The following is a 21873-nucleotide window of genomic DNA, read 5'->3' as shown; positions in this document are numbered from 1 at the left end:
TCTCCAGGTTCTCGCGAGCGTTTTAGCGGCAGCCAGGCGGGACGCAATGTGCCAGGCGGACACTATGGTTCCGCCTGAGCCGCTGTCTGCTGGAGGCCAATTGTTTTTTCTCGGTAAAGAACATTTCCGAACCCGTCAAGCCCGAAGGCTGCGACAAACGCCGCACCGGTCAGGTGTCAATCGCCGTAGGGCACCCAGACGTTCTTTACCTCGATGGCACGGCGCAGGAACGCCTCGCCGGCGGCGTCGTCCGATGCCCAGTCGAGGCCGCGGCCATTGCCGCTCCAGACGCGCTTGAGGTTGCCGATGGAGTCGGCCTCCGCCTTGGCGCAGGTCTCGGCATCGGCGAATACCCAGAGCCCGTCGACATCGTCATGCTTGGCCAGCACGCCGGCGAGCTCGGCGCTGCGGCCGGTGACGATGTTGATGGCGCCAGCCGGAATGTCGGAATACTCGATTACCTGATAGAGATCGGTGGCGAGCAGCGGATGCCGCTCGGAAGGCACGGCCACCACGGTGTTGCCCATGGCGAGCGCCGGCGCCACCAGCGAGATGAAGCCGAGCAGCGGCTGATTGTCGGGCGCCACGACGCCGACGACGCCGACCGGCTCGTGCAGGGCAAGCGTGACGGCGCGCGCCGGCGGCTGGTGCACGCGGCCCTCGAACTTGTCGGTCAGGCCGGCATAGAGGAACAATCGTTCGATCGACTGCTCGACCTCCTCGCGCGCGGCCTTCGCCGTCACGCCGGTCAGCTGGACCAGACGGGCGGCGAACTCGTCGGCGCGGCCGGACAGGTTTTCAGCCAGATAGTAAAGCACCTGGCTGCGATTGAATGCGGTCGCCTCCGGCCACGCCTTGCATGCGCGGGCAGCGGAAACCGCATCGCGGATGTCCTTGCGGTTGCCGAGACCCACTTCGCCGGCAAGCCTGCCCTTGGAGGTTGCGATGGCGAGCGAATAGTTGCCGTCCGGCCGGACCTGCTTGCCGCCGATGAACAGCTTTGCCGTGCGGTCGATGACGGTGCCATCGGCCTGTTCAACAGGCTGAGCTGAAGCGGCAGCCGCTGCCTTGATGACCGGGCCGAGCGGCAGCTTCGCCGCCAGATATTCATACATGCCCTCGCGTCCGCCCTCGCGGCCAAAACCGCTTTCGCGGTAGCCGCCGAAGCCACAGGCGGCGTCGAACATGTTGGTGCCGTTGACCCAGACGACGCCGGCCTTCAGCTGTGGCGCGACATGCAGCGCAAGGTTGATGTTCTCGCTCCAGACCGAAGCGGCAAGCCCATAGCGTGTGTTGTTGGCGAGATCGATCGCTTCCTCGGTGTTGCGGAAGCTCATGACTGCCAGCACCGGGCCGAAGACTTCTTCCTGGGCAAGTATATTAGCCGGCGAAACACCGGTGGCGAGCGTCGGCAGGTGGTAGTAGCCGGAAGACGGCAAGGCCGCGTCCGGCTGCCAGCAGACGGCTCCCTGTTTTGCTCCTTCGGCGACCAGCCCCTTGACCCGGTCGAGCTGGCTGCGGTCGACCAGCGGCCCGATATCGGTGTTCTTGTCGAGTGGGCTGCCGAGACGCAGCCGGCTCATCCTCACCTTGACCTTGGCGATGAAGGCATCGGCGACGCCTTCCTGCACCAGCAGGCGCGAGCCGGCGCAACAGACCTGACCCTGGTTGAACCAGATGCCGTCGACCAGGCCCTCGACGGCGCTGTCGAGATCGGCGTCCTCGAACACGAGGAAGGCCGACTTGCCGCCGAGCTCCAGCGACAGTTTCTTGCCCGATCCGGCGGTCGCCTTGCGGATGATCTTGCCGACCTCGGAGGAGCCGGTGAAGGCGATCTTCTGGATGCCGGGATGGTTGACGATCGCCGCACCCGCTTCCGGCCCGCCCTGGACGATGTTGACGACGCCCTTGGGAACTCCAGCACGCTCGCAGATCTCCGCGAACAGGACAGCGGTCAGCGGCGTGAATTCTGCCGGCTTCAACACCACCGTGCAGCCGGCGGCGAGCGCCGGGGCGATCTTCCAGGCCAGCATCAGCAGCGGGAAATTCCAGGGAATGATCTGGCCGACGACGCCAACACCCTTGTGATCGGGAAAATCCCTGTCCAGCGCCTGCGCCCAGCCGGCATGGTGGATGAAATGGCGGATGGCCAGCGGCACGTCGATGTCGCGGCTCTCGCGGATCGGCTTGCCGTTGTCGATTGATTCCAGCACCGCGAACAGGCGCTGGTGGCGCTGCATGGCGCGGCCGATGGCGTAGAGCACCTTGGCGCGTTGATAGCCTGAGCTGGCGCTCCATTTCGGCAGCGCCTTCGTGGCGGCCGCGACCGCCGCATCGATGTCGGCGGCGCCGGCATCCGAAAGCTTGGCGAGCAGCTTGCCGGAGGACGGCTCGCTGGTCTCGAAGGTCTTGCCGCCGGCGGCTGCCTTCCACTCGCCGCCGATGAACAGCGCCTTGGAGAAGTCGCGGCCAGCGAGCCAGGCATCCGCCTCGTTGCGCGCCTCCGGCGCCGGGCCGTACTCCATGGCGTGATAGCGTTCGAGAATGTTCATGGGGCGCTCCTACCGCAGAAGGTTTTTGGTTCTTGGCGGGCGACTTCGCGGGCTAGGCCATCGCGTGGCGATGGTTGGCCGAATAGTGCCCGGTCAAATGATGCTCGAGCTGACGCTCGATGTCGGTGAGTAGGCTGGACGCACCGAAGCGGAACAGCTCCGGCTCCAGCCACGGTCGCCCAAGCTCTTCCTTCATCAGCACCAGCCAGTCGAGCGAGACCTTGGCGGTGGAAATGCCGCCGGCCGGCTTGAAGCCGATGAGGTAGCCGGTCTCCTCGAAATAGGCGCGGATGGCGCGCACCATGGCGAGGCCGACGGGAAGCGTGGCGTTGACGCTCTCCTTGCCGGTCGAGGTCTTGATGAAGTCGGCGCCCGCCATCATCGCCACCATCGAGGCCAGCATGACGTTGCGCAGCGTGGCGAGGTCGCCGGTGCCAAGGATGACCTTGAGATGCGCGTCGCCGCAGGCCTCGCGCATGGCGACGATCTCGTTGAACAGCTCCTGCCATTTTGCGCCATAGACCAGGCCGCGCGGGATGACGACGTCGATCTCGTCGGCGCCGTCGCGGACCGAGGCCTCGATCTCCTGCAGGCGCGTCGACAATGGCGCCAGGCCGTGCGGAAAGGCGGTGGACACGGCAGCGACATGGATGCCGGTGCCGCGCACCGCATCGACGGCCGTGGCGACGAAGGGATGGTAGACGCAGACCGCGGCCGGCCGGATGGTTTCGCCTTCTATGCCCAGCCCCTCGACGATATCGCGGCGGAACGGGTTGATCGCCTTGGCGCAGAGCCGGCGCACCCGCTCGTCGGTGTCATTGGAGTTCAGCGTCGTCAGGTCCATGCAGGCGACGGCGCGCAGCAGCCAGGCCGCCTGGTTGTCGGCCTTGATCGAGCGTCGCTTGGTCAGCGTCGCGACGCGGCGCTCCAGCGCCGAACGGTTGACGCTGCGCACCGATTCCAGGAAGCCGAGATCGAGCCGCATGCCGGGATTGCGCGCAATATGGCCTTGCGGCACGGGCGTGTTGGCGGCGGCGCGCGCCGGCAGCGAGGTGACCTTGGACGCGCCGAGGTCGGCGTCGCGGATTGTGCTGCTCATCTCCTGCCCTTCCATTCAGCGGCTTGCGCTTAATGCTTCGTGCGCGTCGTTCCCCAAGACCACTCGACAGCTTTGGGCGACACGCACGAAGATAGCCCGTGAAGCAGTGCTCCACGAGTCCTCAAAAGGCTCATAGCGGAAAAAGGCCGCGAAATCAGCTGATTTTTGACCGCATGGTCAAAACGGATTTGAGCGGGAGCTGAAGCCTCCCGGCTACGGCTCAGCCGACGAAGGCGCGCTCGACGACGAAGCTGGCGGGATGGCTGAGCGAACCTTCCTGGAAGCCGAGGCTTTCGGCCAGTTCCTTGACGTCCTTCAGCATGTGCATCGAGCCGCAGATCATGATGCGGTCGGTCTCGGGATTGAGCTTGTCGATGCCGAGGTCGGTGTAGAACTTGCCCGAGCCGATCAGCGCGGTGATGCGGCCCATGCGCGCCGACTCTTCGCGCGTGGTGGAATTGTAGAGGGTGACGCGGCCGCCGGTCAGCTCGCCGATCAGCGGATCGCTCTCGAGTGCCGCCACCAGTTCCTGGCCATAGGTGAGCTCGGCATTGTCGCGGCAGGTATGGGTCAGGATGACCTGGTCGAACTTCTCATAGGTGTCGGGATCGCGCAGCAGGCTGGCAAAGGGCGCGATGCCGGTGCCGGTCGAGATCATGAACACGCGCTTGGCGGGCGTCAGCGCGTCGAGCACCAGCGTGCCGGTTGACTTCTGGCGCATGATGACGGTGTCGCCGACCTGGATCTTTTGCAACTCGGAGGTCAGCGGACCATCCGGCACCTTGATCGAGAAGAATTCCAGCTCGTCGTCCCAGGACGGGCTGGCGACCGAATAGGCGCGGAAGATCGGCTTCTCGGCATTGGGCAGGCCGATCATGACGAACTCGCCGGAGCGAAAGCGCAGCGACTGCGGCCGGGTGATGCGGAACGAGAACAGACGGTCGGTGTAATGCTTCACCGATACGACGGTTTCGGCATAGACATTGGCCGGAATCGGGAACTGCAGCGGCTTGGCGCCGGCGGCGTTCAACGCGGGTGTCGTGTTCATCAAACCCAACCTTCTGGCCCAGGCTTATGGCGCTGGCGCCAAACCTTCTCCTGCGCGCCCGAACGGTCAGGTTCCGGCGTGCTCCTCGCACACTGCCAAGCGGTAAGCTCTTGTGTCCGGAATTTATTAGTATACAAATGATATTTGCGTCAAGATGGTAGCGTAAAACGCCTTTCCAAACCGAGGCATATCCGTAGTCCGCGCATTTCGGGTTTCGACAATGAAAGAGAATTTTTCGGCGCAACCGCGGGATTCCCTGGGCAGCGTCGTCGCCGGCATCGATGTCGGCGGCACCTTCACCGATCTCATCCTGATCGACGGCAAGGATGCCGGCAAGGTGCATATCGCCAAGACCCCGACTACAGTCGAGAACCAGGCTTTCGGCGTCGTTTCGGCGCTCGGCGCGACAGGCTTTGCTGTCGACGGCATCGACCTCATCGTGCATGGCACGACCACCACCACCAACGCGGTGCTAGAACGCCGGCTGGCCAGGACCGGCATGATCACCACGCTCGGCTTTCGCGACGTCATCGAGCTTGGCCGGCGCACGAGGCCGCAGCCCTACGGCATGACGGGGACATTTGTGCCGGTCATTCCGCGCGATCTCAGGCTCGAAGTCGCGGAGCGCGTCGAGGCATCAGGGGCGGTTCGCGTCCCGCTCGACGAGGCAGGCATGCGTGATGCGGTGCAGAGGCTGCTGGACGCCGGCTGCGAGTCACTCGTCATCCACTTCCTGCACTCCTACGCCAATCCTGCGCATGAGCAGCGCGCGGCCGAGATCGCAAGGGGGATCTGGCCGAACGGCTACATCACAACCGGCCATGCGCTGCTGTCGGAAGCGCGCGAATTCGAGCGTGGCGTGACCGCTTCGGTCAACGCCTCGGTGCAGCCGATCCTGGAGCGCTATGTCGAGCGGCTTCGCAAGGAACTCGCCGCGAAGGGCTATGCCCGCGACTTCCTGATCATGAACGGCAATGGCGGCATGATCTCGGCCCGCTTCGTCACCCGGGAATCGGCAAAGACGGTGATGTCCGGCCCGGCCTCGGGCGTCATCGCGGCCGCCTATACGGGCAAGCGCGCCGGCTTCGAGAACCTCGTCACCTACGACATGGGAGGCACCTCGACCGACGTGGCGCTGATTCGCAATGCCGAGCCCGCGGTGTCGAACGAGATCGAGATAGAATATGCGATGCCGATCCATGTGCCGATGGTGGCGGTGCATACGGTCGGCGCCGGCGGCGGCTCGATCGCGCGTGTCGACGCGGCCGGCCTGATCCAGATCGGCCCGGAAAGCGCCGGCGCCAATCCGGGCCCGATCTGCTACGGGCGCGGCGGCACCGAGCCGACCATCACCGACGCCAATCTTGTGCTGGGGCGGCTGGCGCCGAAGAAACTGCTCGCCGTCGACAATCCGGTCACCGTCGAGCGCGTCACCGGCATATTCGAAGACAGGATCGGCAAGCGCACCGGCCTCTCGGGCGTCGAGGCGGCAGGCGCAATCCTGAGGCTCGGCAACATCAAGATGGCCGGCGCCATCCGCATGGTCTCGGTGGCGCGCGGCCACGACCCGCGCGATTTCGCGCTATTCGCCTTCGGCGGCGCCGGGCCTCTGCACGCGACGGCACTCGCCCGTGAGCTTGGGCTGCCAAAGGTGCTGGTCCCGGCGCGGCCAGGCATCACCAACGCGCTCGGCTGCGTCGTCGCCGATCTCCGGCATGACTTCGTCAACACGATCAACCAGCCGGTGGCGCTGCTCGATGAAGCCTTGCTTCACGAGGTGTTGGAACGGCACCGGAGCGAAGGCGAGGAGCTGATTGCCAAGGAAGCGGTGAAGCCGGACATGATCGGCGTCACACACTCCGCCGACATGCAGTTCGTCGGCCAGACGCACATCATCAACGTGCCGCTGCCATTGTCTACCGTGACCCGCGCGACGCTGCAGCTTCTGTTCGAAAAGGCCTATTTCGCCCGCTTCAAGGTCGAGTTGCCGGAGATCCGCGCCAACCTCGTCAACCTCAACACCTCGGTCACCGGTGTGCGCCCGGCGATCGATCTCTCGCGGCTGATCGACCCGGCTGGGCGCGCGGCGACGCTAGAGGAAGCCCGGCGCGAGACCAGGCCGGTCTGGTATCACGGCACCTGGCACGACACGCCTGTCTATGCCCGCGAAAAACTGCCGCTCGATGCCGTCATCGAAGGACCGGCGATCCTCGAACAGATGGACGCCACCACCGTGCTCGAGCCCGGCGACACGGCACGCGCGGATGCCGACGGCAACATCATCATCGACATCGGCGAGGCCTGAGATGAGCACGCTCGACACCATCACGCTTTCGGTCCTGCAGGCGGCACTGCAGCAGGTTTGCGACGAGATGGATCTGACGTTTTCCCGCGCGGCGTTCTCGCCCGTCATCGCCGAGGCCAATGACCGCTCCGACGGCATCTATTCGGCGGTTGACGGTTCGCTGATCGCGCAGGGCAGCCAGGGCCTGCCGGTGTTCGTCGGCGTCATGCAGTATTCGACGAAAACCGTGATCGAGATGATCGCCGATGGCCGCTGCCTGGCGCCCGAGCCGGGCGACATCTACATCGTCAACGATCCCTATCTCGGCGGCACCCATCTGATGGATGTGCGCTTCGTCATGCCGGTCTACCGCGGCGAAAAGATCTTTTGCTGGCTCTCCAACACCGGCCACTGGCCGGACATTGGCGGTTCGGTGCCGGGCGGCTTTTCCGCTTCGGCCACCGCCGTCGAGCAGGAGGGGTTGCGGCTGCCGCCTGTGAAACTGTTCAAGAAGGGCGTGCTCGATCCGGAGATTTACGCCATCATCTGCTCCAACATCCGCGTCGCCGACCAGCGCATCGGCGACATCCGCGCCCAGGCCGCGGCACTGCTGATCGGACAGGACAGGCTCAACGGAATCCTGGATCGTTACGGTAATGAAACGGTTATCGAGGCGATCGCCGAGCTGCGCCGCCGCGCCGCCGACCAGATGCGCGCCAACATCGCCGCCATTCCGGACGGCGTCTACCGCTCCAAGGCCTTCGTCGATTCCGACGGCGTGGTGAACGAGCCGCTGACGATTGCGCTCGCCGTCGAGAAAAAGGGCGACACGCTCACCTTCGACTTCGCCGGCTCCTCGAAACCCTGCGCCGGGCCGATGAACAGTGTGCTGGCGACGACGCTGTCGTCGGTCTATCTCGCCATGCGGCATATCTTCCCGGATGTGCCGATCAGCGCCGGCGCCTTCGAGCCGCTTGACGTCAAGCGGCCGGAAGGGACCTTCCTCGACGCCCGCTATCCGCGTCCGGTCTCGGGCTGCGCGGCGGAGGTCTCGCAGCGCATCGCAGAGGCCGTCTTTGCGGCCATGGTCCAGGCGCTGCCGGACAAGGTGACGGCCGCCCCGGCCGGCTCCAGCGGCAATTTCGCGCTCGGCGGCAACGATCCGGCGCGCGGCCGCGACTATGTCATGTACCAGATCTCCGGCGGCGGCTATGGCGGTAATGCCGGCCATGATGGCCTGACCAATGGCTGCTCGACCATCGGCATCTCCAAGTCGCCGCCGGTCGAGATCATGGAGCAGGCTTTTCCGGTGCTTTACCGCCACTATGCGCTGCGCGAAGGTTCGGGCGGCGCCGGCAAGCAGCGCGGCGGCTTCGGTCTGGCCTACGAGGTCGAGATCCTGCGCGGCGATGCCCGCGCCTCCTTCGTCATGGACCATGGCCGCTTCGGCCCGCAAGGCGCGCTCGGCGGCAAGGATGGCGCGCCCAATACGGTGACGGTGTTCCGCGGCGGCGAGGCGCATGTGCCGCCGCATCTGTCCAAGGAGCAGGACATTTCCCTCAAGGCCGGCGACCGCGTGCGCGTCGGCACCCCGGGCGGCGGCGGCTATGGCGATCCGGGCGAGCGTGACCCGAAGCTGGTCGCCGAGGATGTCAGGCTCGGCTACTATACGGCCGAGCAGGCCAGGGAGATGTTCGGCGTCGATGCAGGATAGGGCTGGCAAACCGGCCGGGCTATCCGCTTTGAGCGCGATCGAGAAGTCGACCCGTTAGTTGCTCGGCACCTCGGCGAGCAACTTGCTCCACCGAGGCGCTGTCATAAGCCGGCTTCAGATGTCCAGATTGGCGACCGACAGCGCATTGTCCTGGATGAACTCACGCCGCGGCTCCACCTCATCGCCCATCAGCCGCGAGAACAGCGAGTCGGCGTCGGTGGCGTCGGTGACCTTGACTTGCAGTAGCGAGCGCACGTTCGGGTCCAGCGTGGTTTCCCAAAGCTGCTCGGCGTTCATCTCGCCAAGGCCCTTGTAGCGCTGCATGGTCAGGCCCTTGCGGCCGGTCGCGAACACCGCGTTGAGCAGCGCCAGCGGTCCCGCAATGGTCTCGGAGACCTCCTTGCGGCGCAGCACGGGCGGCTCGCTGTAGATTTCGGCCAGGCGCGAGGCATAGCGGTCGAGCTGGCGCGCATCGGCCGAATTGATCAGCCCGGCGTCGAGCTGCACGAACTCCTTCACGCCGCGCACCGTGCGCTCGAACACATAGCCGCCGACGCCGTCATTGGAGGTCGACAGGCGGCCGGTCCAGCCACGCTCGGTATCCTCGGCGATCAGGTCGAGGCGCTTGGCGACGCGCTCGGCCATGGCGTTGGCGCGGCCGAGATCGGCAAGGACATCGGCGTTGAGAGCGCCGGCGATCGCCGCCTGTTCGACGACGCTGCGGTTGTAGCGCGTGTGCAACCCGTTGATCAGCTGGCGCACAGCCAGCGCGTCGTCGATGGCGCTGTGCAGGTCCTGGCCGGTCCGCACCTCGCCGGAGCCCAACGTCAGCGACGCTTCCTCCAGCCCGGAATCGATCAGATATTCCTCATAGGCGCTTTCGTCCTTGAGGTATTGCGAGCTTTTTCCCCGCGTCACTTTGTAGAGCGGCGGCTGGGCGATGTAGAGATGGCCGCGCTCGATCAGCTCCGGCATCTGACGGAAGAAGAAGGTGAGCAGCAGCGTGCGGATGTGCGCGCCGTCGACGTCGGCGTCGGTCATCAGGATGATCTTGTGGTAGCGCAGCTTGTCTGCGTTGAACTCGTCCTTGCCGATGGAGGTGCCGAGCGCGGTGATCAGGGTGCCGATCATGTCGGAGCTCAGCATGCGGTCGAAACGAGCGCGCTCGACGTTGAGGATCTTGCCGCGCAGCGGCAGGATGGCCTGGTTCTGGCGCGAACGGCCGCCCTTGGCCGAGCCGCCGGCTGAGTCTCCCTCGACGATGAAGATTTCGGACTTCGCCGGATCGCGCTCCTGGCAGTCGGCGAGCTTGCCGGGCAGCGAGGTGACGCCGAGCGTGCTCTTGCGGGTGATGTCGCGCGCCTTGCGCGCCGCCTCGCGGGCCGCCGCCGCCTGGATCACCTTCTCGACCACCACTCTGCCTTCGGTCGGATGCTCTTCCAGCCAGGTGCCGAGCGCCTCGTTGACGAGGCTTTCCACCACCGGGCGGACCTCGGAGGAGACCAGCTTGTCCTTGGTCTGCGAGGAGAATTTCGGATCCGGGACCTTGACCGACAGCACTGCCGTCAGACCCTCGCGGCAGTCGTCGCCGGTCAGTGACACCTTTTCCTTCTTGGTCTGGCCGGAAGCATCGCCATAGCCGGTGATCTGCCGGGTCAGCGCGGCGCGGAAGCCGGCCAGATGCGTACCGCCGTCGCGCTGCGGGATGTTGTTGGTGAAGGCCAGCACATTCTCGTGGTAGCTGTCGTTCCACCACATCGCCACCTCGACGGTGATGCCGTCGCGCTCGGCCCGGATCGCGATCGGCGTCTGAATCAGCGGCTTCTTGACCCGGTCGAGATATTTGACGAACTCTTCCAGGCCCCCGTCATAGTGCAACTCGTGACGGACCAGGTCGGCATGGCGGGCGTCGGTCAGCACGATGCGTACACCGGAATTGAGGAAGGCGAGTTCGCGCAGCCGGTGCTCCAACGTTCCATAGTCGAACTCGACCATGGTGAAGGTCTCGGCCGACGGGAAGAAGGTGATCTCGCTGCCACTGCGGCCCTCATAGGTGCCGGGGCGCTTGTCCTGCTCGTAGCCGCCGGTGACCTTGAGCGGCGCGTCGGCATTGCCGTGCGTGAAGCCCATTTCGAAGATCTCGCCATTGCGGCGGATCTTGAGCTTGAGCCAAGCCGAGAGCGCGTTGACCACCGAGACGCCGACGCCGTGCAGGCCGCCCGACACCTTGTAGGAGTTCTGATCGAATTTGCCGCCGGCATGCAGCTGCGTCATGATCACTTCGGCCGCCGAGACGCCTTCGCTGGGGTGGATGTCGGTCGGAATGCCGCGGCCATTGTCGATGACCGTGACCGAACCGTCAGGGTTGAGCGTCACCGAGACCAGGTCGGCATGGCCGGCCAGCGCCTCGTCGATGGCGTTGTCGACCACCTCATAGACCATGTGATGCAGGCCCGAGCCGTCGTCGGTGTCGCCAATATACATGCCCGGCCGCTTGCGCACGGCATCCAACCCCTTCAAAACCTTGATGGAATCGGCGCCGTACTCGGCTTCCGCGCCATTGGCGCTTTCAGTCTGATCGCTCATGAAAACCTGTCTGATTGATGGCTGCTGGTCCAGCGCTGGAAACTGGCTCCGAATCGCGCCGTTTTGATGTCCTAGATATAGGCGCAAATGCCGGTTTTTCCAAGGTTTGCCGGCATTTCCAGGCGGGAAAGCCGGCTGTCCGGAAGCGGCCGCGCCGCAGGCTATTTTGTCCTGGCCAGCCGATCCTGAAGAAACTTGATCATGAACTTGTATCGCGGCGCCAGCCGGCCGCTGCGGTCGAGCTCCAGCGTCCGCTCGAGCGCCTCGGAAAGCACGGCCCTCGGGTTCCTCGCGACCTGAGAATAATCGATCATCGCGACCACCAGGTCGCGCTGCCAGGTGGCGTTTTCGGGGTCGGACTGGGCAAGCTCCTGGCGGATGTCCAGGCTGTCCTCGAAGGCCTTCCGCGCGCCCTTGATGTCGCGCTGCTTGGCCTTCAGCATGCCGATCTCGGACAGTGTTATCGACAGGTCGCGCTGCCAGTCGGAATTGGCCGGATCGAGCCTGGCCAGCCTGTCGACGATGGTGAAACTGTCGAGATAGAGCTTGAGCGCGCCCTTGCGATCGCCCTGGATGGCGAGCACGCCCGCGACTTTCTCCAGGCTGACCGAGAGGTCACGCTGCCAGTCCGTGTTGTCCGGATCGCTGTCGGCCAGCGCCTGGGCCTGAGACAACGCTTGTCGGTAGGCCGAAAGGGCGGCCGGCCAGTTCTCCTGGTCGTTCAGCGCGTTGCCGACCTTGGTGTTGCCGACCGACAGATCGCGCTGCAGCTCGGTGTTGTCCGGGTCGCGGCTTGCCAGCCTTTCGACGATGTCCAGGCTGTCCCGGTAGGCAGCGAGCGCGCCGGCGGGATCGTCGCGCTCGCGCTTGAGATCGCCGATCGTGTCATGGCTGACCGAGACGTCGCGCTGCCGCTCGGCATTGTCGGGCTGCTTCGCGGCCAGCGCCAGCCGGATCCTCAGGCTTTCCTCATAGGCGGCCTGCGCATCGTCCAGCCGGCCGGCGGCACGGGCAAGGCCGGCGATCTCGTCATAGGAAATGGTCAGCTCGCGCTGCAGGTCGTCGCGCTCTGGCCCATGGCCGGCGAGCTCCTTCTTGATCGACAGGCTTTCCTGGTAGGCCTGCGCGGCGCCGGCCAGGTTGCCTTGCGTCATCAGCACATTGCCGATCTTGTCGTCGTTCATGGCAAGGTCGCCGAACCATTCCAGCCGGCCGGGATCGGCCGCGGTCAGCTCGGAAAGCATCGTCCGCGCCGTCTGGTAATTGTCCAGGGCCGCCGGCAGGTCGCCTTGCGTCATCCTGATATTGCCGAGCTTGGTGTGGCTGACGGCGAGGTCGCGCCGCACGCTGGGGTCGGTCTCCTGCCGCACGCGCTGCTCGAGATTGGCCAGCAGCGCCTCGTAGGCGCGGCCGGCGGCGGCGGTGTTGCCGACCGTGATGTAGAGCTTGCCGAGCTCGTCCAGCGTGCGGATCTGGCGGTCGGCATCGTCGAGCTTGAGCGCCGACTGCCCGGCCTCGCCATAGAGCGACAGCACCTCCTCGTAGTCCCTGATCGCCGCGGCGTAGTCGAGGTCGGCGCGCGCCGCGCCCGCCGACAGATAGCGTGTTGCGGCTTCCGACAGTGTGCGGCTGACGAAATTGGCTTTTAGCGCCTTGCGCGAGGTGCTGTCGATCTCGGCCGCCGCCGCGAGTTTTTCACGCGCCGCGTCGAAGGCGCCGAGCGAGAGCTGCTCCTCGGCCTGCCGGCGCAGCGCCGTCACCTGCGGGTCGTCCGAGGCCAGCGTCTTCATCTCGCCGCGCACCTTGACGAAGGCATCCGCCGCCTCGCGCAGCCTGGCGTTCAGGCTCTCGCCCGAAAGATGGCTGGTGTCGGTGCTGATCAGCGCGCCGTAGAGCGGCGCCAGCGGCATGTCGGCGTCGCTGGCGATCTGCTCGACCTCGCCGCGCATTTCCGGCGTCACGTCGGCCATGGCCAGCAGCAGCCGCTCACGTTCCGGCAGCTGTTCCTTGGTCGTGGCGGCGAAGAACAACTGCGGCAGGCCGCTTTCGACATAGGGGAGCTGTTTGCCGCGACTGAGATCGTAGACCTCCTGCTGCACCAGCGTCAGCACCGAGCGGATTTCGAGTCCGTCGGTGCCGAGGTACTTGGTCAGCGCCGCGGTGAAGGGCGAGTTCTGGCCGGATCCGTCAGCGGCCGTCTCGCCGGGCGCCGCGGCAAAGGCGAACAGGATGTTCTCCGCCCGCCCGACGCGGCCGAGACCCGGCCTGATCTTGTCGGCGGCATCCTTGGCCAGCGACGTCGCGCCGCGGCCCTCGCCGCTCGCGCCGGCGAAGGGATCGCTGCGGCAGGCGTCGAGCACGATCAGGCCGACCTTGGCCGTGGCGGCGACCGCTTCGCGCACCTCTTCCAGCGGCAGGCTGGTCTTGTCCAGCGCGGCGAGCGAGGAGGCGTCGGCATCGACGGGCAGCAGCCGGTTATCGCCGGAAATCTCGACGCCATGGCCGGAGAAATAGACCAGCGCCACGTCGGCGCCCTTGGCGTCCTCACGGAAATCGTCGAGCGCGCGGCGCGTGCGGCGCAGGTCCCGGTTGGTCTCGAGCACGACCTCGAAGCCGAGCTTCTTCAGCGACGCTTCCATCGCCTCGCCGTCATTGACGGGGTTCGCAAGCGGCCGGATCAGTCGGTAGTCGTTGTCGGCAATGACCAGCGCCACGCGCCGCTCCGCCAGGGCGGCGGCGCTTGTCCAAAGGATCAGCAATAGCGCAAGAAGAAGACGCAAAGTCCAAACCGCCCCGGCCCGGTCATTTGCGGGAGCATTTCATCTCTTTATGGCGCGAACAAGCCCGGAGCGTATACCGACCGGCCTAGCCGGCTCGCAGCGGCCTCAGCGCCTCGCTCCAGCGGAACAATTCGTCCAACATGGTCCTGGCGCCGTTGAGGACCGGCTCGCCGGGCTGGAAAGCGCTGTTCTTGTCGAGCAGCGTCTTGTAGGCCGCCAGCGCCACACCCTCCGGGATCGGCATCACTCCGACCGCGGTCAGAAGCGGCTTGACCGCTTGCGCCGCGCGCAGGCCACCGGAGACGCCGCCATAGCTGAAGATGGCGGCCGGCTTGTAGCGCCACTCCTTGAGCAGATAGTCGATCGCGTTGACGATCGCGGGAGCCACGAAATAATTGTACTCCGGCGCTACGAAGACGAAAGCGTCGGCGGCGTCGATCGCCTTCGACCATGCCTTCGTGTGCTCCTTCTCGTATCTGGCGAGTCTCGGATGATGCGGCTCGTCCAGCATCGGCAGCTCGAACGCAGCGATGTCGGTCAGCACGGGTTCGAATTTCCCGTGCTCGCGCGCGAAGCCGTCCAGCCATTCAGCGAAGATCGGGCCGGCGCGGCCGGGTCGCGTGCTGCCGATGATGATGTTCAGCCGGTGTTTCAAGGCGGGGCTCCTGCGCTGGGTATCTGTCGGTGACTGCCCCTAAGGCATGCGGCGGCAGGCGGCAAGAAGCCGCGGCGAGCGGACCGTCAGATTCCCGGGAGCGGACATTGCCGAAGGGAGGGCGGTCAGGGTCCGGCCCTTCGGCTGCATGGACGCCGGCCCAGGCAACCACTACATTCGAAGGGACAAGCGGAGCAAGCCATGGACACCCAGCCCGCCCCCTTCGTGCCGCCGGCGCCGAAGCCGCGTACCTCGCCGCCGTCGACGCTGGAGATGATGCGCATCGTCTATCGCAATCCGCTCGAACTGTGGGGCGAGCCGACCTACAACCAGCCATGGATCTCGGTGAACGGCATCGGCGGGCCGCTGGTCATCGCCAACGATCCCGGCCTCATCCGCCATGTGCTGGTCGACAATGCCAGGAATTACAAGATGGCGACGGTGCGCCAGATGATCCTGCGCCCGATCCTGCGCGACGGCCTGCTCACCGCCGAAGGCGAGGTGTGGAAGCGCTCGCGCAAGGCGATGGCGCCGGTGTTCACGCCGCGCCACATCTTCGGTTTCGCCCAGCCGATGCTGAAGCGCACGCTGGAGTTCGTCGCCCGCTACGAGGCGGGCGGCACCACCGACATCGCGCACGACATGACGCTGCTCACCTTCGACATCCTTGCCGAGACGCTGTTTTCCGGCGAGATCGCCGGCGAACCCGGCGGCTTCGCCAAGGAGATCGACCGCCTGTTCGAGACCATGGGCCGGGTCGATCCGCTCGACCTCCTGCGCGCTCCGCTATGGCTGCCGCGGCTCACCCGCATCCGCGGCCGCAAGACCATGGCCTATTTCCGCGACATCGTCGCCGGCACGGTGAAGATGCGCGAGGAGCGATTGAAGCGGGACCCCGATCATGTGCCGCAGGACTTCCTCACACTTCTGCTCAAGGCCGAAGGGCCGGACGGGTTGACGCGCTCGGAAGTCGAGGACAACATCATCACCTTCATCGGCGCCGGCCACGAGACGACGGCCCGCGCGCTCGGCTGGACGCTCTATTGCCTGGCCGAGGCGCCATGGGAGCGCGACAAGATTGAGCGCGAGATCGACGACGTGCTGTCGCGGGAGCCCGATCCAACAAAATGGCTGGACGCCATGCCGCTCACCCGCGCTGCCTTCGAGGAGGCGCTCAGGCTCTATCCGCCGGCGCCGTCGATCAACCGCGAGCCGATCGAGCCGGAAACCTGGAACGACCTGCATATACCGAAATATGCCGCCGTACTGGTGATGCCCTGGGTCGTCCACCGCCACCGCAAGCTGTGGGACAGGCCGGATGCCTTCATGCCGGAACGCTTCCATCCGGGAAACCGCGACCGCATCGACCGCTTCCAGTATCTACCCTTCGGCGCCGGCCCGCGCGTCTGCATCGGCGCCAGCTTCGCCATGCAGGAGGCGATCATCGCGCTTGCCATCCTGTTGTCGCGCTTCCGCTTCGACAGCACGCCCGAAACCCACCCATGGCCGGTGCAGAAGCTGACGACGCAGCCGCAAGGCGGCCTGCCGATGCAGGTCACCGTACGCGGTTCATAGCCGCTTGGCTGGTTTCGCGGTCAGGCCGCGGGTTTGCGCTGGAACTGGCCGGCGGCGCGGAAGCGCCAGAGATAGCTCGGCAATATGGTTCCGATCGACTGCGGCTGCAGGCCAAGGCCGGCAAGCGTCCGGCTTTCCCGGGCGGCCTGGTCGGACACAATGTTGTGCGCGCGCAGCTGCAGCACCTGGTCCTTGGTCAGCAGCGGGTTGGGCAGCAGGCCGAGGATCGAGGCTTGCAGGTTCGCCACCCACCACGGCACCGGCACCAGGATCCGCTTGCGGTCGATCACGGTGAGCAGTTCTTCCATGCATTCCTTGAAGGTGAGCACCTGCGGCCCGCCGAGCTCGTAGATGCGGCCGCCTTCGACCTTGCCGTCGACCGAGCGCGCGATGGCTTCGGCGACGTCGCCGACATAGACCGGCTGGAACTTGGTCTGGCCGCCGCCGAGCAGTGGCAGCACCGGCGAAAGGCGCGCCATGTTGGCGAAGCGGTTGAAGAAGCCGTCGTCCGGGCCGAAATTGATCGAGGGCCGGAAGATCACGGCGTCGCTGATCGTCTCCAGCACGGCCTTCTCGCCGAGCGCCTTGGTGCGCGCGTAGACCGACTGCGAATTGAGATCGGCGCCCAGCGCCGAGATGTGGGTGAGGCCGGCGCCGACCGAGCGCGCAGCCTCGGCCACGGCGCGGGCGCCGAAGTCGTGCACGGCGCCGAACTTCTGCCGCCCGCTCTCATGCAGTATGGCGACCAGGTTGACGACATGGTCGGCTTCCTGCACGGCGCGGTCGATCGACCAGCGCACGCGCACATTGGCCTGTACCGGCTGGATCTGGCCGACATTGCCGAGCGGCTGCAGATGGCCGGCAAGATCGGGGCGGCGGCAGGCGACCCGGATGCGGTAGCCGCGCTTGGCCAGCGCCCGCACGACATGACGGCCGACAAAGCCGGAGCCGCCGAAGACGACGACGAGCTTTGGGATCTGCAGGATTTCGGTCATGGCTGGCTCCGGCGCGCTTTCCAAGTGGCACTGGCTCTTGGCTGAAGCCGTTTCATAGTCGGTTTCGCGCCAAAGGCAAAGGGCATGCGGAACCAATCACGAGGCTTGTTTCTGCCCTCGTCAGAACGCCCTGCCGATCCGGGCGTCGACCGATTGGCTGTTGCCGCCGCGGATGACGAAGAAGAGCAGGATCGCCGCCCAGATGAGTGACTTTTCCGCGCCGGAGAAACCCTGACCCATGCTCATCCAGTGGAACCACACCGTGACCAGGAGCACGATGAGGCCGGCAAACGCGGCCGGACGGGTCAACAGGCCGATGGCGATCAGGATGCCGCCGAAGAATTCGGTGCAGGCAAGCAGCGGCGACCAGAAGGCGCCCGGATAGAAGCCGAGCCCTTCGACCATCTCGGTGGCGCCGAACGGGTCCGTAATCTTCTGCGAGCCGTGGATGGCGAGGAAGATGCCCGCTACTGCGCGCAGGACGGTTTCAGCCGTGTTGTTCAAGGCCGCGTAGAAGCCACCGAGGGCCGGGATGAAAAGTCTCTTGCTCGACATATCGGTACTCGCGGACATCAAGGTCTCCTTTGTTGCGACGATCCCGCAAACGCCCGATTGCGGGAATGCAGTCAAATAAACAAAAGTTGACCAAAAGAAGAATGTTTTATCGCGTCAGGCGTGAAACGCAGAAAACCCCGCCGAAGCGGGGTTTTCCGGGCGTCGCGCGCACCGAAACAGGGTCTGACGAGACGGCCTGACCTGAGACGGCATCAAGTTCGGCGTGAACAAGCACGCCCGCCCCAGCCCTGAACGCCCGGCACGGCGCCGCCAACCGCAAGCCGCGACAAAGCCACCCCTGCGGCTCGCGGTGTGAGATGCTGGAGATGGGTCGCCGCGACGAGCAAAAAGGTTCAGTCGGGTGCGAAAAGCCGCGCCTAAATGCCGGGCTCAGGTAGACCGCGGGGCTCGGGCCGCGAAGTCAGCGGGAGGAATAGCGCTCGGCGAATTCGGAGATGCGCTGGATCACCGCCTTGGGCGCGGTGATGCCGCGCGCCACGGCCTTCTCCGCCGCCTCGGCCCGAGCACGTCCCGGCACATGCACGCCATAGCGGCGGCGCAGGCGGTCGAGCTGGTCACGCATGCGCTGCCCGAAATCGGGGTCGAGCAGCTTGGGCTCGACGGCGAGCACGAAAAGCCCGGTTCCCGGGCTGTCCGGGCCGCCGGTGAACCAGGGCGCGTCAAGCGACCAGTTGGCACCGGAAAGGCCCGCCGCCAGCACCTCGACCATCAGCGCGATGTTGGCGCCGCGCTGGCCGCCAAAGGCGAGCATGGCGCCTTTCATGGCAGCCGCCGGGTCGGTGGTCGGATTGCCGCTGGCGTCCAGCGCCCAGCCCTCGGGAATTTTCCTGCCGTCCTCGGCCGCCCTGCGGATGTTGACGAAGGCGGTGGCGCTGGACGACTGGTCGATGACCAGCGGCGACCCGTCGGCGGCGGGCGCGGCAAACGACATCGGATTGGTGCAGTAGACCGGCTTGACCGAGCCGGAGCCGGCCAGCACCGCCGGCCCGTTGGTGGCGGCGAAGGACACCAGCCCCTGCGCCGCCAGCCGCCCGGTGAAATAGCCGAGCGCGCCGCAAGTATAGGCGTTCCTCTGCGAGAAGATGGCGACGCCAAAGAGTTTTGCCGCCTTGGCGAGATCCTCGATCGTGCGGTCGAAGCCGGTATGGGCGAGGCCGCCGCGCGCGTCGGACAGATAGACGGCGAGCGCCGGCCTGGTGATGACCGGATCGGCATTGCCGTCGATGCGGCCGGCTTCGATCGCCTCCAGATAGTCGATGAAATGCGTCAGCCCGACGCTGGTGAGCCCTTCCGCCTCGGCCGCGACGATGGAAGCGGCGAGCGACTGTGCGTTTTCCTCGTTGGCGCCGGCGCCAAGCGCCGCCATCCGGCACAGCCCTGTTGCCTGATCGAGACTGAGTTGCATGGTGATGGGTTCCTAGTGAGCAGCGAGTAGCGAGTAGGGAATAGCGAATGGGAATGGTGGGCTGTTGGCCGCCTCGTGTCCTATTCGCTACTCGCTATTCGCTACTCACTTCTAACCGATCTTGACCGGGATCCGCGCCTCGATTCGGCTGAAGGCGAAGACGAGGATGCCGGTGATGGCCATATAGATCAACGCCAGCAGCAGCAAGGGTTCGTAGGTGAGGTAGGTGTCCTGCCGTACCTTTGACGATACGGCGAAGATGTCGATGACGCTGATCGTTGCCACCAGCGGCGTCGACTTCAGCTGCAGCACCGTTTCGCCGGTCAGCGTCGGTAGCGCCCGGTAGAAGGCCTGCGGCAGCCAGATGCGGCGGAAGATCTTCCAGCGGCTCATGCCGAAAGCGCGTGCCGCTTCCAGTTGCCCCTTCGGCACGCCGGCGAAGGCGCCGCGCATCACCTCGCCCTCGTAGCCGGCGAAGGACAGGGTCAGCGCCAGCACGCCATAGGGCCAGGCCTGCCTGAGATATGGCCACATCCAGGAGTCGCGGATCCATGGATATTGCGGAAACAGCGAACCCAAGCCGTAATAGAGCAGCCAGAGCTGCAGGAGCAGCGGCGTCCCCCGGATGATGGTGCAGAAGACCTTGGCCGGCATGGCGAACCAGAACGGGCCACCGGCCTGCGCCAGCCCGAGCGGCACCGCGAGCAGGAAGCCCAGCGAGCAGGTGACGGCCAGGATCCACAGCGCCCGCCAGATGCCCATGAGACCCATTTCCCAATATTGCGGCAGCCAGTCCCAGCGCATGAAGAAGGCGGCGCCGAGGACCAGCCCCAGCGCGATCAGGATCAGCACAATGCGATGCGGCTGCAGCCACAGCGAGGCGCGCGCGACGGCGTTGACGACGACGGCTTCGTTGGCCATCAGCGCGCCTCCTTGACCGAAGGCATGCCGCGCCGCGACCACACCTCGACGCGGCCGATGATCAGGTTGGAGAACAGCGACAGCAAAAGGTAGAGCGCGCCCGCCGCGACGTAGAAAGTCAGATAGGCCTTGGTGACGCCGGCGGCCTGCCGCGTGGCAAGGGTCAGTTCGAAGAAGCCGACGACGGCCAGCAGCGCGGTGTCCTTGGTGGCGATCAGCCAGAGATTGGCAAGGCCGGGAATGGCGAAAGGCAGCATCGCCGGCAAGGTGATGCGTCTGAGCAGCAGGCTTGGCGGCATGCCATAGGCGCGGGCAGCTTCGATCTGCCCCTGCGGGATGGATAGGATGGCGCCGCGGATGACCTCGGTCGAATAGGCTCCCTGCACGAAGCCGAGCACGAAAATGCCGGCCGCCAGCCCGCTGATGTCGACGTGCTGGTAGCCCATCGCGGTCAGCAGCTGGTTGATCAGGTCGGTCCCGGCGTAATAGAGCAGCAGGATCAGCACCAGCTCCGGCACGGCGCGCACCACGGTGGTGTAGACCGCCAGCAGGTCGCGCACCACCGGACCGCCATAGAGCTTGCCATAGGCCCCGCCGGTGCCGATCAGAAGCCCGAGGCATGTGGCGCCGAGGGCGATCTCGATCGAATGCAGCAAGCCGACCAGCAGGGTTCCGCCCCAGCCCGGCGGTGTGGGCGAGAGCAGCTCCATGATGCCGGCCGCCGAGGCCGGAAGAAATGCGTCGATCAGCTTCGCCCCCGGATTGCTGGAGCCATGACCGCTGGCGGTCCACGCCGGCGCTAAGCATCATGGCAGGTTCGGCGGAACCTCACGGCCCGGCAGGCGGGCCGTGAGGTCATTCGCTCATGCGGGATGCGTCAGTTCGACTGCGGGGTGCCGCCGTAGATGTCGAAATCGAAGTACTTTTTCGAGATCTCGTCATACTTGCCGTTGGCGCGGATCGCCTTGATGCCGGCGTTGATCTTGTCTTTCAGGTCGGTGTCTTCCTTGCGCACGCCGGCGCCAACGCCCGGCCCGAGCACTTCGTCATCCTGAGCCACCATGCCCTTCAGGTCGCAGCAGGCCTTGCCCTGATCCGTCTTGAGGAATTCGCCCAGCGCGATGGAGTCGGCCTGCACCGCATCGACGCGGCCGGCGGCGAGATCCTGGTTGGCTTCGTCCTGGGTCTGGTATTCCTTGACCTCGGCCGCTCCGGTGAAGTGCTTCTTGGCGTAGACGGCATGCACCGTCGACACCTGTACGCCGACCACCTTGCCCTTGAGATCGTCCGGCGTGGCCCCGAATTTCTGGTCCTTCGGGCCGATGATCGCGGTCGGCGTGTTGTAGTACTTGTCGGAGAAGTCGATCGTCTTCTTGCGTTCCTCGGTGATCGACATCGAGGCGACGATGAGGTCGATCTTCTTGGTGGTCAGCGCTGGAATGATGCCGTCCCAGGCGACGGGCGTGATGACGCAGTCGAGCTTCTCCTCGGCGCAGACGGCGTCGATGAAGTCGACCTCCCAGCCGACCCACTTGCCGGAAGCATCCGGCGAGGCGAACGGCGGATAAGGCTCGGCGGCGACGCCGATCTTGACCTGATCCGCCTTGGCCGCACCCATCGCGGCAACGCCGAACAGCAGCGCCGCGGCGAAGGTCTTGAGAACAGTCTTCATTTCAGAACTCC

Annotated in this window: 15 protein-coding genes; 3 read left to right on the top strand and 12 right to left on the bottom strand. The window is 65.7% G+C overall.

All coding sequences use genetic code 11. The annotated features are described in order from the left end of the window. Window positions 1-176 precede the first annotated feature (176 nt). The 3 genes from EJ073_RS17805 to EJ073_RS17795 form a co-directional block, all read right to left on the bottom strand. Window positions 177-2552: an aldehyde dehydrogenase family protein gene (locus tag EJ073_RS17805; protein ID WP_126056905.1), complete on the bottom strand. Its 2376-nt coding sequence runs from the start codon at window positions 2550-2552 to the stop codon at window positions 177-179. A gap of 52 nt (window positions 2553-2604) precedes the next feature. Further along, a complete protein-coding gene (gene deoC, locus EJ073_RS17800) occupies window positions 2605-3651 on the bottom strand; it encodes a deoxyribose-phosphate aldolase (RefSeq protein WP_126056904.1) in 1047 nt (348 codons plus the stop codon). A gap of 220 nt (window positions 3652-3871) precedes the next feature. Beyond that, the gene (locus EJ073_RS17795; protein ID WP_126056903.1) at window positions 3872-4699 is read right to left on the bottom strand and encodes a ferredoxin--NADP reductase; all 828 of its coding nucleotides are present in this window, start codon (window positions 4697-4699) and stop codon (window positions 3872-3874) included. A gap of 220 nt (window positions 4700-4919) precedes the next feature. Here EJ073_RS17795 and EJ073_RS17790 point away from each other — a divergent pair, with 220 nt between their 5' ends. Both EJ073_RS17790 and EJ073_RS17785 read left to right on the top strand, forming a co-directional pair. Next, on the top strand, window positions 4920-7004 hold the full coding sequence (locus EJ073_RS17790; protein ID WP_126056902.1) for a hydantoinase/oxoprolinase family protein: 2085 nt from the start codon (window positions 4920-4922) through the stop codon (window positions 7002-7004). Window position 7005: 1 nt separating this feature from the next. Next, complete coding sequence (locus EJ073_RS17785; RefSeq protein WP_126056901.1) at window positions 7006-8697, top strand: hydantoinase B/oxoprolinase family protein; 1692 nt, start codon at window positions 7006-7008, stop codon at window positions 8695-8697. A gap of 114 nt (window positions 8698-8811) precedes the next feature. Here the strand turns inward: EJ073_RS17785 and gyrB are convergent, their stop codons facing one another. The 3 genes from gyrB to EJ073_RS17770 all read right to left on the bottom strand — a co-directional run bounded on the left by gyrB (window position 8812) and on the right by EJ073_RS17770 (window position 14718). Then, window positions 8812-11283 (bottom strand): DNA topoisomerase (ATP-hydrolyzing) subunit B, encoded by a 2472-nt coding sequence (gyrB, locus tag EJ073_RS17780; protein WP_126056900.1) that lies wholly within the window; start codon window positions 11281-11283, stop codon window positions 8812-8814. Window positions 11284-11444: 161 nt separating this feature from the next. After that, entirely contained in the window at window positions 11445-13997 is a 2553-nt protein-coding gene (locus EJ073_RS17775; RefSeq protein ID WP_245455280.1) for a caspase family protein, read from the bottom strand. Between the two features lie 151 nt (window positions 13998-14148). Next, the gene (locus EJ073_RS17770; protein ID WP_126056898.1) at window positions 14149-14718 is read right to left on the bottom strand and encodes an NADPH-dependent FMN reductase; all 570 of its coding nucleotides are present in this window, start codon (window positions 14716-14718) and stop codon (window positions 14149-14151) included. Between the two features lie 201 nt (window positions 14719-14919). On the opposite strand from EJ073_RS17770, the gene EJ073_RS17765 reads away from it, so the two are divergent. Further along, complete coding sequence (locus tag EJ073_RS17765; protein ID WP_126056897.1) at window positions 14920-16293, top strand: cytochrome P450; 1374 nt, start codon at window positions 14920-14922, stop codon at window positions 16291-16293. Window positions 16294-16313: 20 nt separating this feature from the next. Here EJ073_RS17765 and EJ073_RS17760 read toward each other — a convergent pair whose 3' ends face one another. The 6 genes from EJ073_RS17760 to EJ073_RS17735 form a co-directional block, all read right to left on the bottom strand. After that, on the bottom strand, window positions 16314-17288 hold the full coding sequence (locus EJ073_RS17760; protein ID WP_126056896.1) for a complex I NDUFA9 subunit family protein: 975 nt from the start codon (window positions 17286-17288) through the stop codon (window positions 16314-16316). 120 nt (window positions 17289-17408) lie between these two features. After that, entirely contained in the window at window positions 17409-17861 is a 453-nt protein-coding gene (locus EJ073_RS17755) for a DoxX family protein (RefSeq protein ID WP_126056895.1), read from the bottom strand. Window positions 17862-18264: 403 nt separating this feature from the next. Beyond that, complete coding sequence (locus EJ073_RS17750; protein WP_126056894.1) at window positions 18265-19269, bottom strand: Ldh family oxidoreductase; 1005 nt, start codon at window positions 19267-19269, stop codon at window positions 18265-18267. 111 nt (window positions 19270-19380) lie between these two features. Further along, a complete protein-coding gene (locus EJ073_RS17745; RefSeq protein ID WP_126056893.1) occupies window positions 19381-20190 on the bottom strand; it encodes an ABC transporter permease in 810 nt (269 codons plus the stop codon). Then, window positions 20190-20900: an ABC transporter permease gene (locus tag EJ073_RS17740; RefSeq protein WP_245455279.1), complete on the bottom strand. Its 711-nt coding sequence runs from the start codon at window positions 20898-20900 to the stop codon at window positions 20190-20192. The genes EJ073_RS17745 and EJ073_RS17740 overlap by 1 nt, the downstream gene beginning before the upstream one ends. A 167-nt stretch (window positions 20901-21067) precedes the next feature. Further along, window positions 21068-21862 (bottom strand): transporter substrate-binding domain-containing protein, encoded by a 795-nt coding sequence (locus EJ073_RS17735; RefSeq protein WP_126056892.1) that lies wholly within the window; start codon window positions 21860-21862, stop codon window positions 21068-21070. Window positions 21863-21873: the final 11 nt, after the last annotated feature.

It is taken from the genome of Mesorhizobium sp. M4B.F.Ca.ET.058.02.1.1 (assembly GCF_003952505.1).
In the GTDB taxonomy this organism is placed as follows: domain Bacteria; phylum Pseudomonadota; class Alphaproteobacteria; order Rhizobiales; family Rhizobiaceae; genus Mesorhizobium.
Note: the sequence above shows the minus strand (reverse complement) of the source record. Positions and strands in the feature narration are given on the sequence as shown.

Bases quoted from the DNA above. Each gene is read 5' to 3' on its own strand.
- EJ073_RS17805 (WP_126056905.1), bottom strand. From the start codon at position 2,552: ATGAACATTCTCGAACGCTATCACGCCATGGAGTACGGCCCGGCGCCG.
- deoC (WP_126056904.1), bottom strand. From the start codon at position 3,651: ATGAGCAGCACAATCCGCGACGCCGACCTCGGCGCGTCCAAGGTCACC.
- EJ073_RS17795 (WP_126056903.1), bottom strand. From the start codon at position 4,699: ATGAACACGACACCCGCGTTGAACGCCGCCGGCGCCAAGCCGCTGCAG.
- EJ073_RS17790 (WP_126056902.1), top strand. From the start codon at position 4,920: ATGAAAGAGAATTTTTCGGCGCAACCGCGGGATTCCCTGGGCAGCGTC.
- EJ073_RS17785 (WP_126056901.1), top strand. From the start codon at position 7,006: ATGAGCACGCTCGACACCATCACGCTTTCGGTCCTGCAGGCGGCACTG.
- gyrB (WP_126056900.1), bottom strand. From the start codon at position 11,283: ATGAGCGATCAGACTGAAAGCGCCAATGGCGCGGAAGCCGAGTACGGC.
- EJ073_RS17765 (WP_126056897.1), top strand. From the start codon at position 14,920: ATGGACACCCAGCCCGCCCCCTTCGTGCCGCCGGCGCCGAAGCCGCGT.
- EJ073_RS17760 (WP_126056896.1), bottom strand. From the start codon at position 17,288: ATGACCGAAATCCTGCAGATCCCAAAGCTCGTCGTCGTCTTCGGCGGC.
- EJ073_RS17755 (WP_126056895.1), bottom strand. From the start codon at position 17,861: ATGTCCGCGAGTACCGATATGTCGAGCAAGAGACTTTTCATCCCGGCC.
- EJ073_RS17750 (WP_126056894.1), bottom strand. From the start codon at position 19,269: ATGCAACTCAGTCTCGATCAGGCAACAGGGCTGTGCCGGATGGCGGCG.
- EJ073_RS17745 (WP_126056893.1), bottom strand. From the start codon at position 20,190: ATGGCCAACGAAGCCGTCGTCGTCAACGCCGTCGCGCGCGCCTCGCTG.
- EJ073_RS17740 (WP_245455279.1), bottom strand. From the start codon at position 20,900: ATGGAGCTGCTCTCGCCCACACCGCCGGGCTGGGGCGGAACCCTGCTG.
- EJ073_RS17735 (WP_126056892.1), bottom strand. From the start codon at position 21,862: ATGAAGACTGTTCTCAAGACCTTCGCCGCGGCGCTGCTGTTCGGCGTT.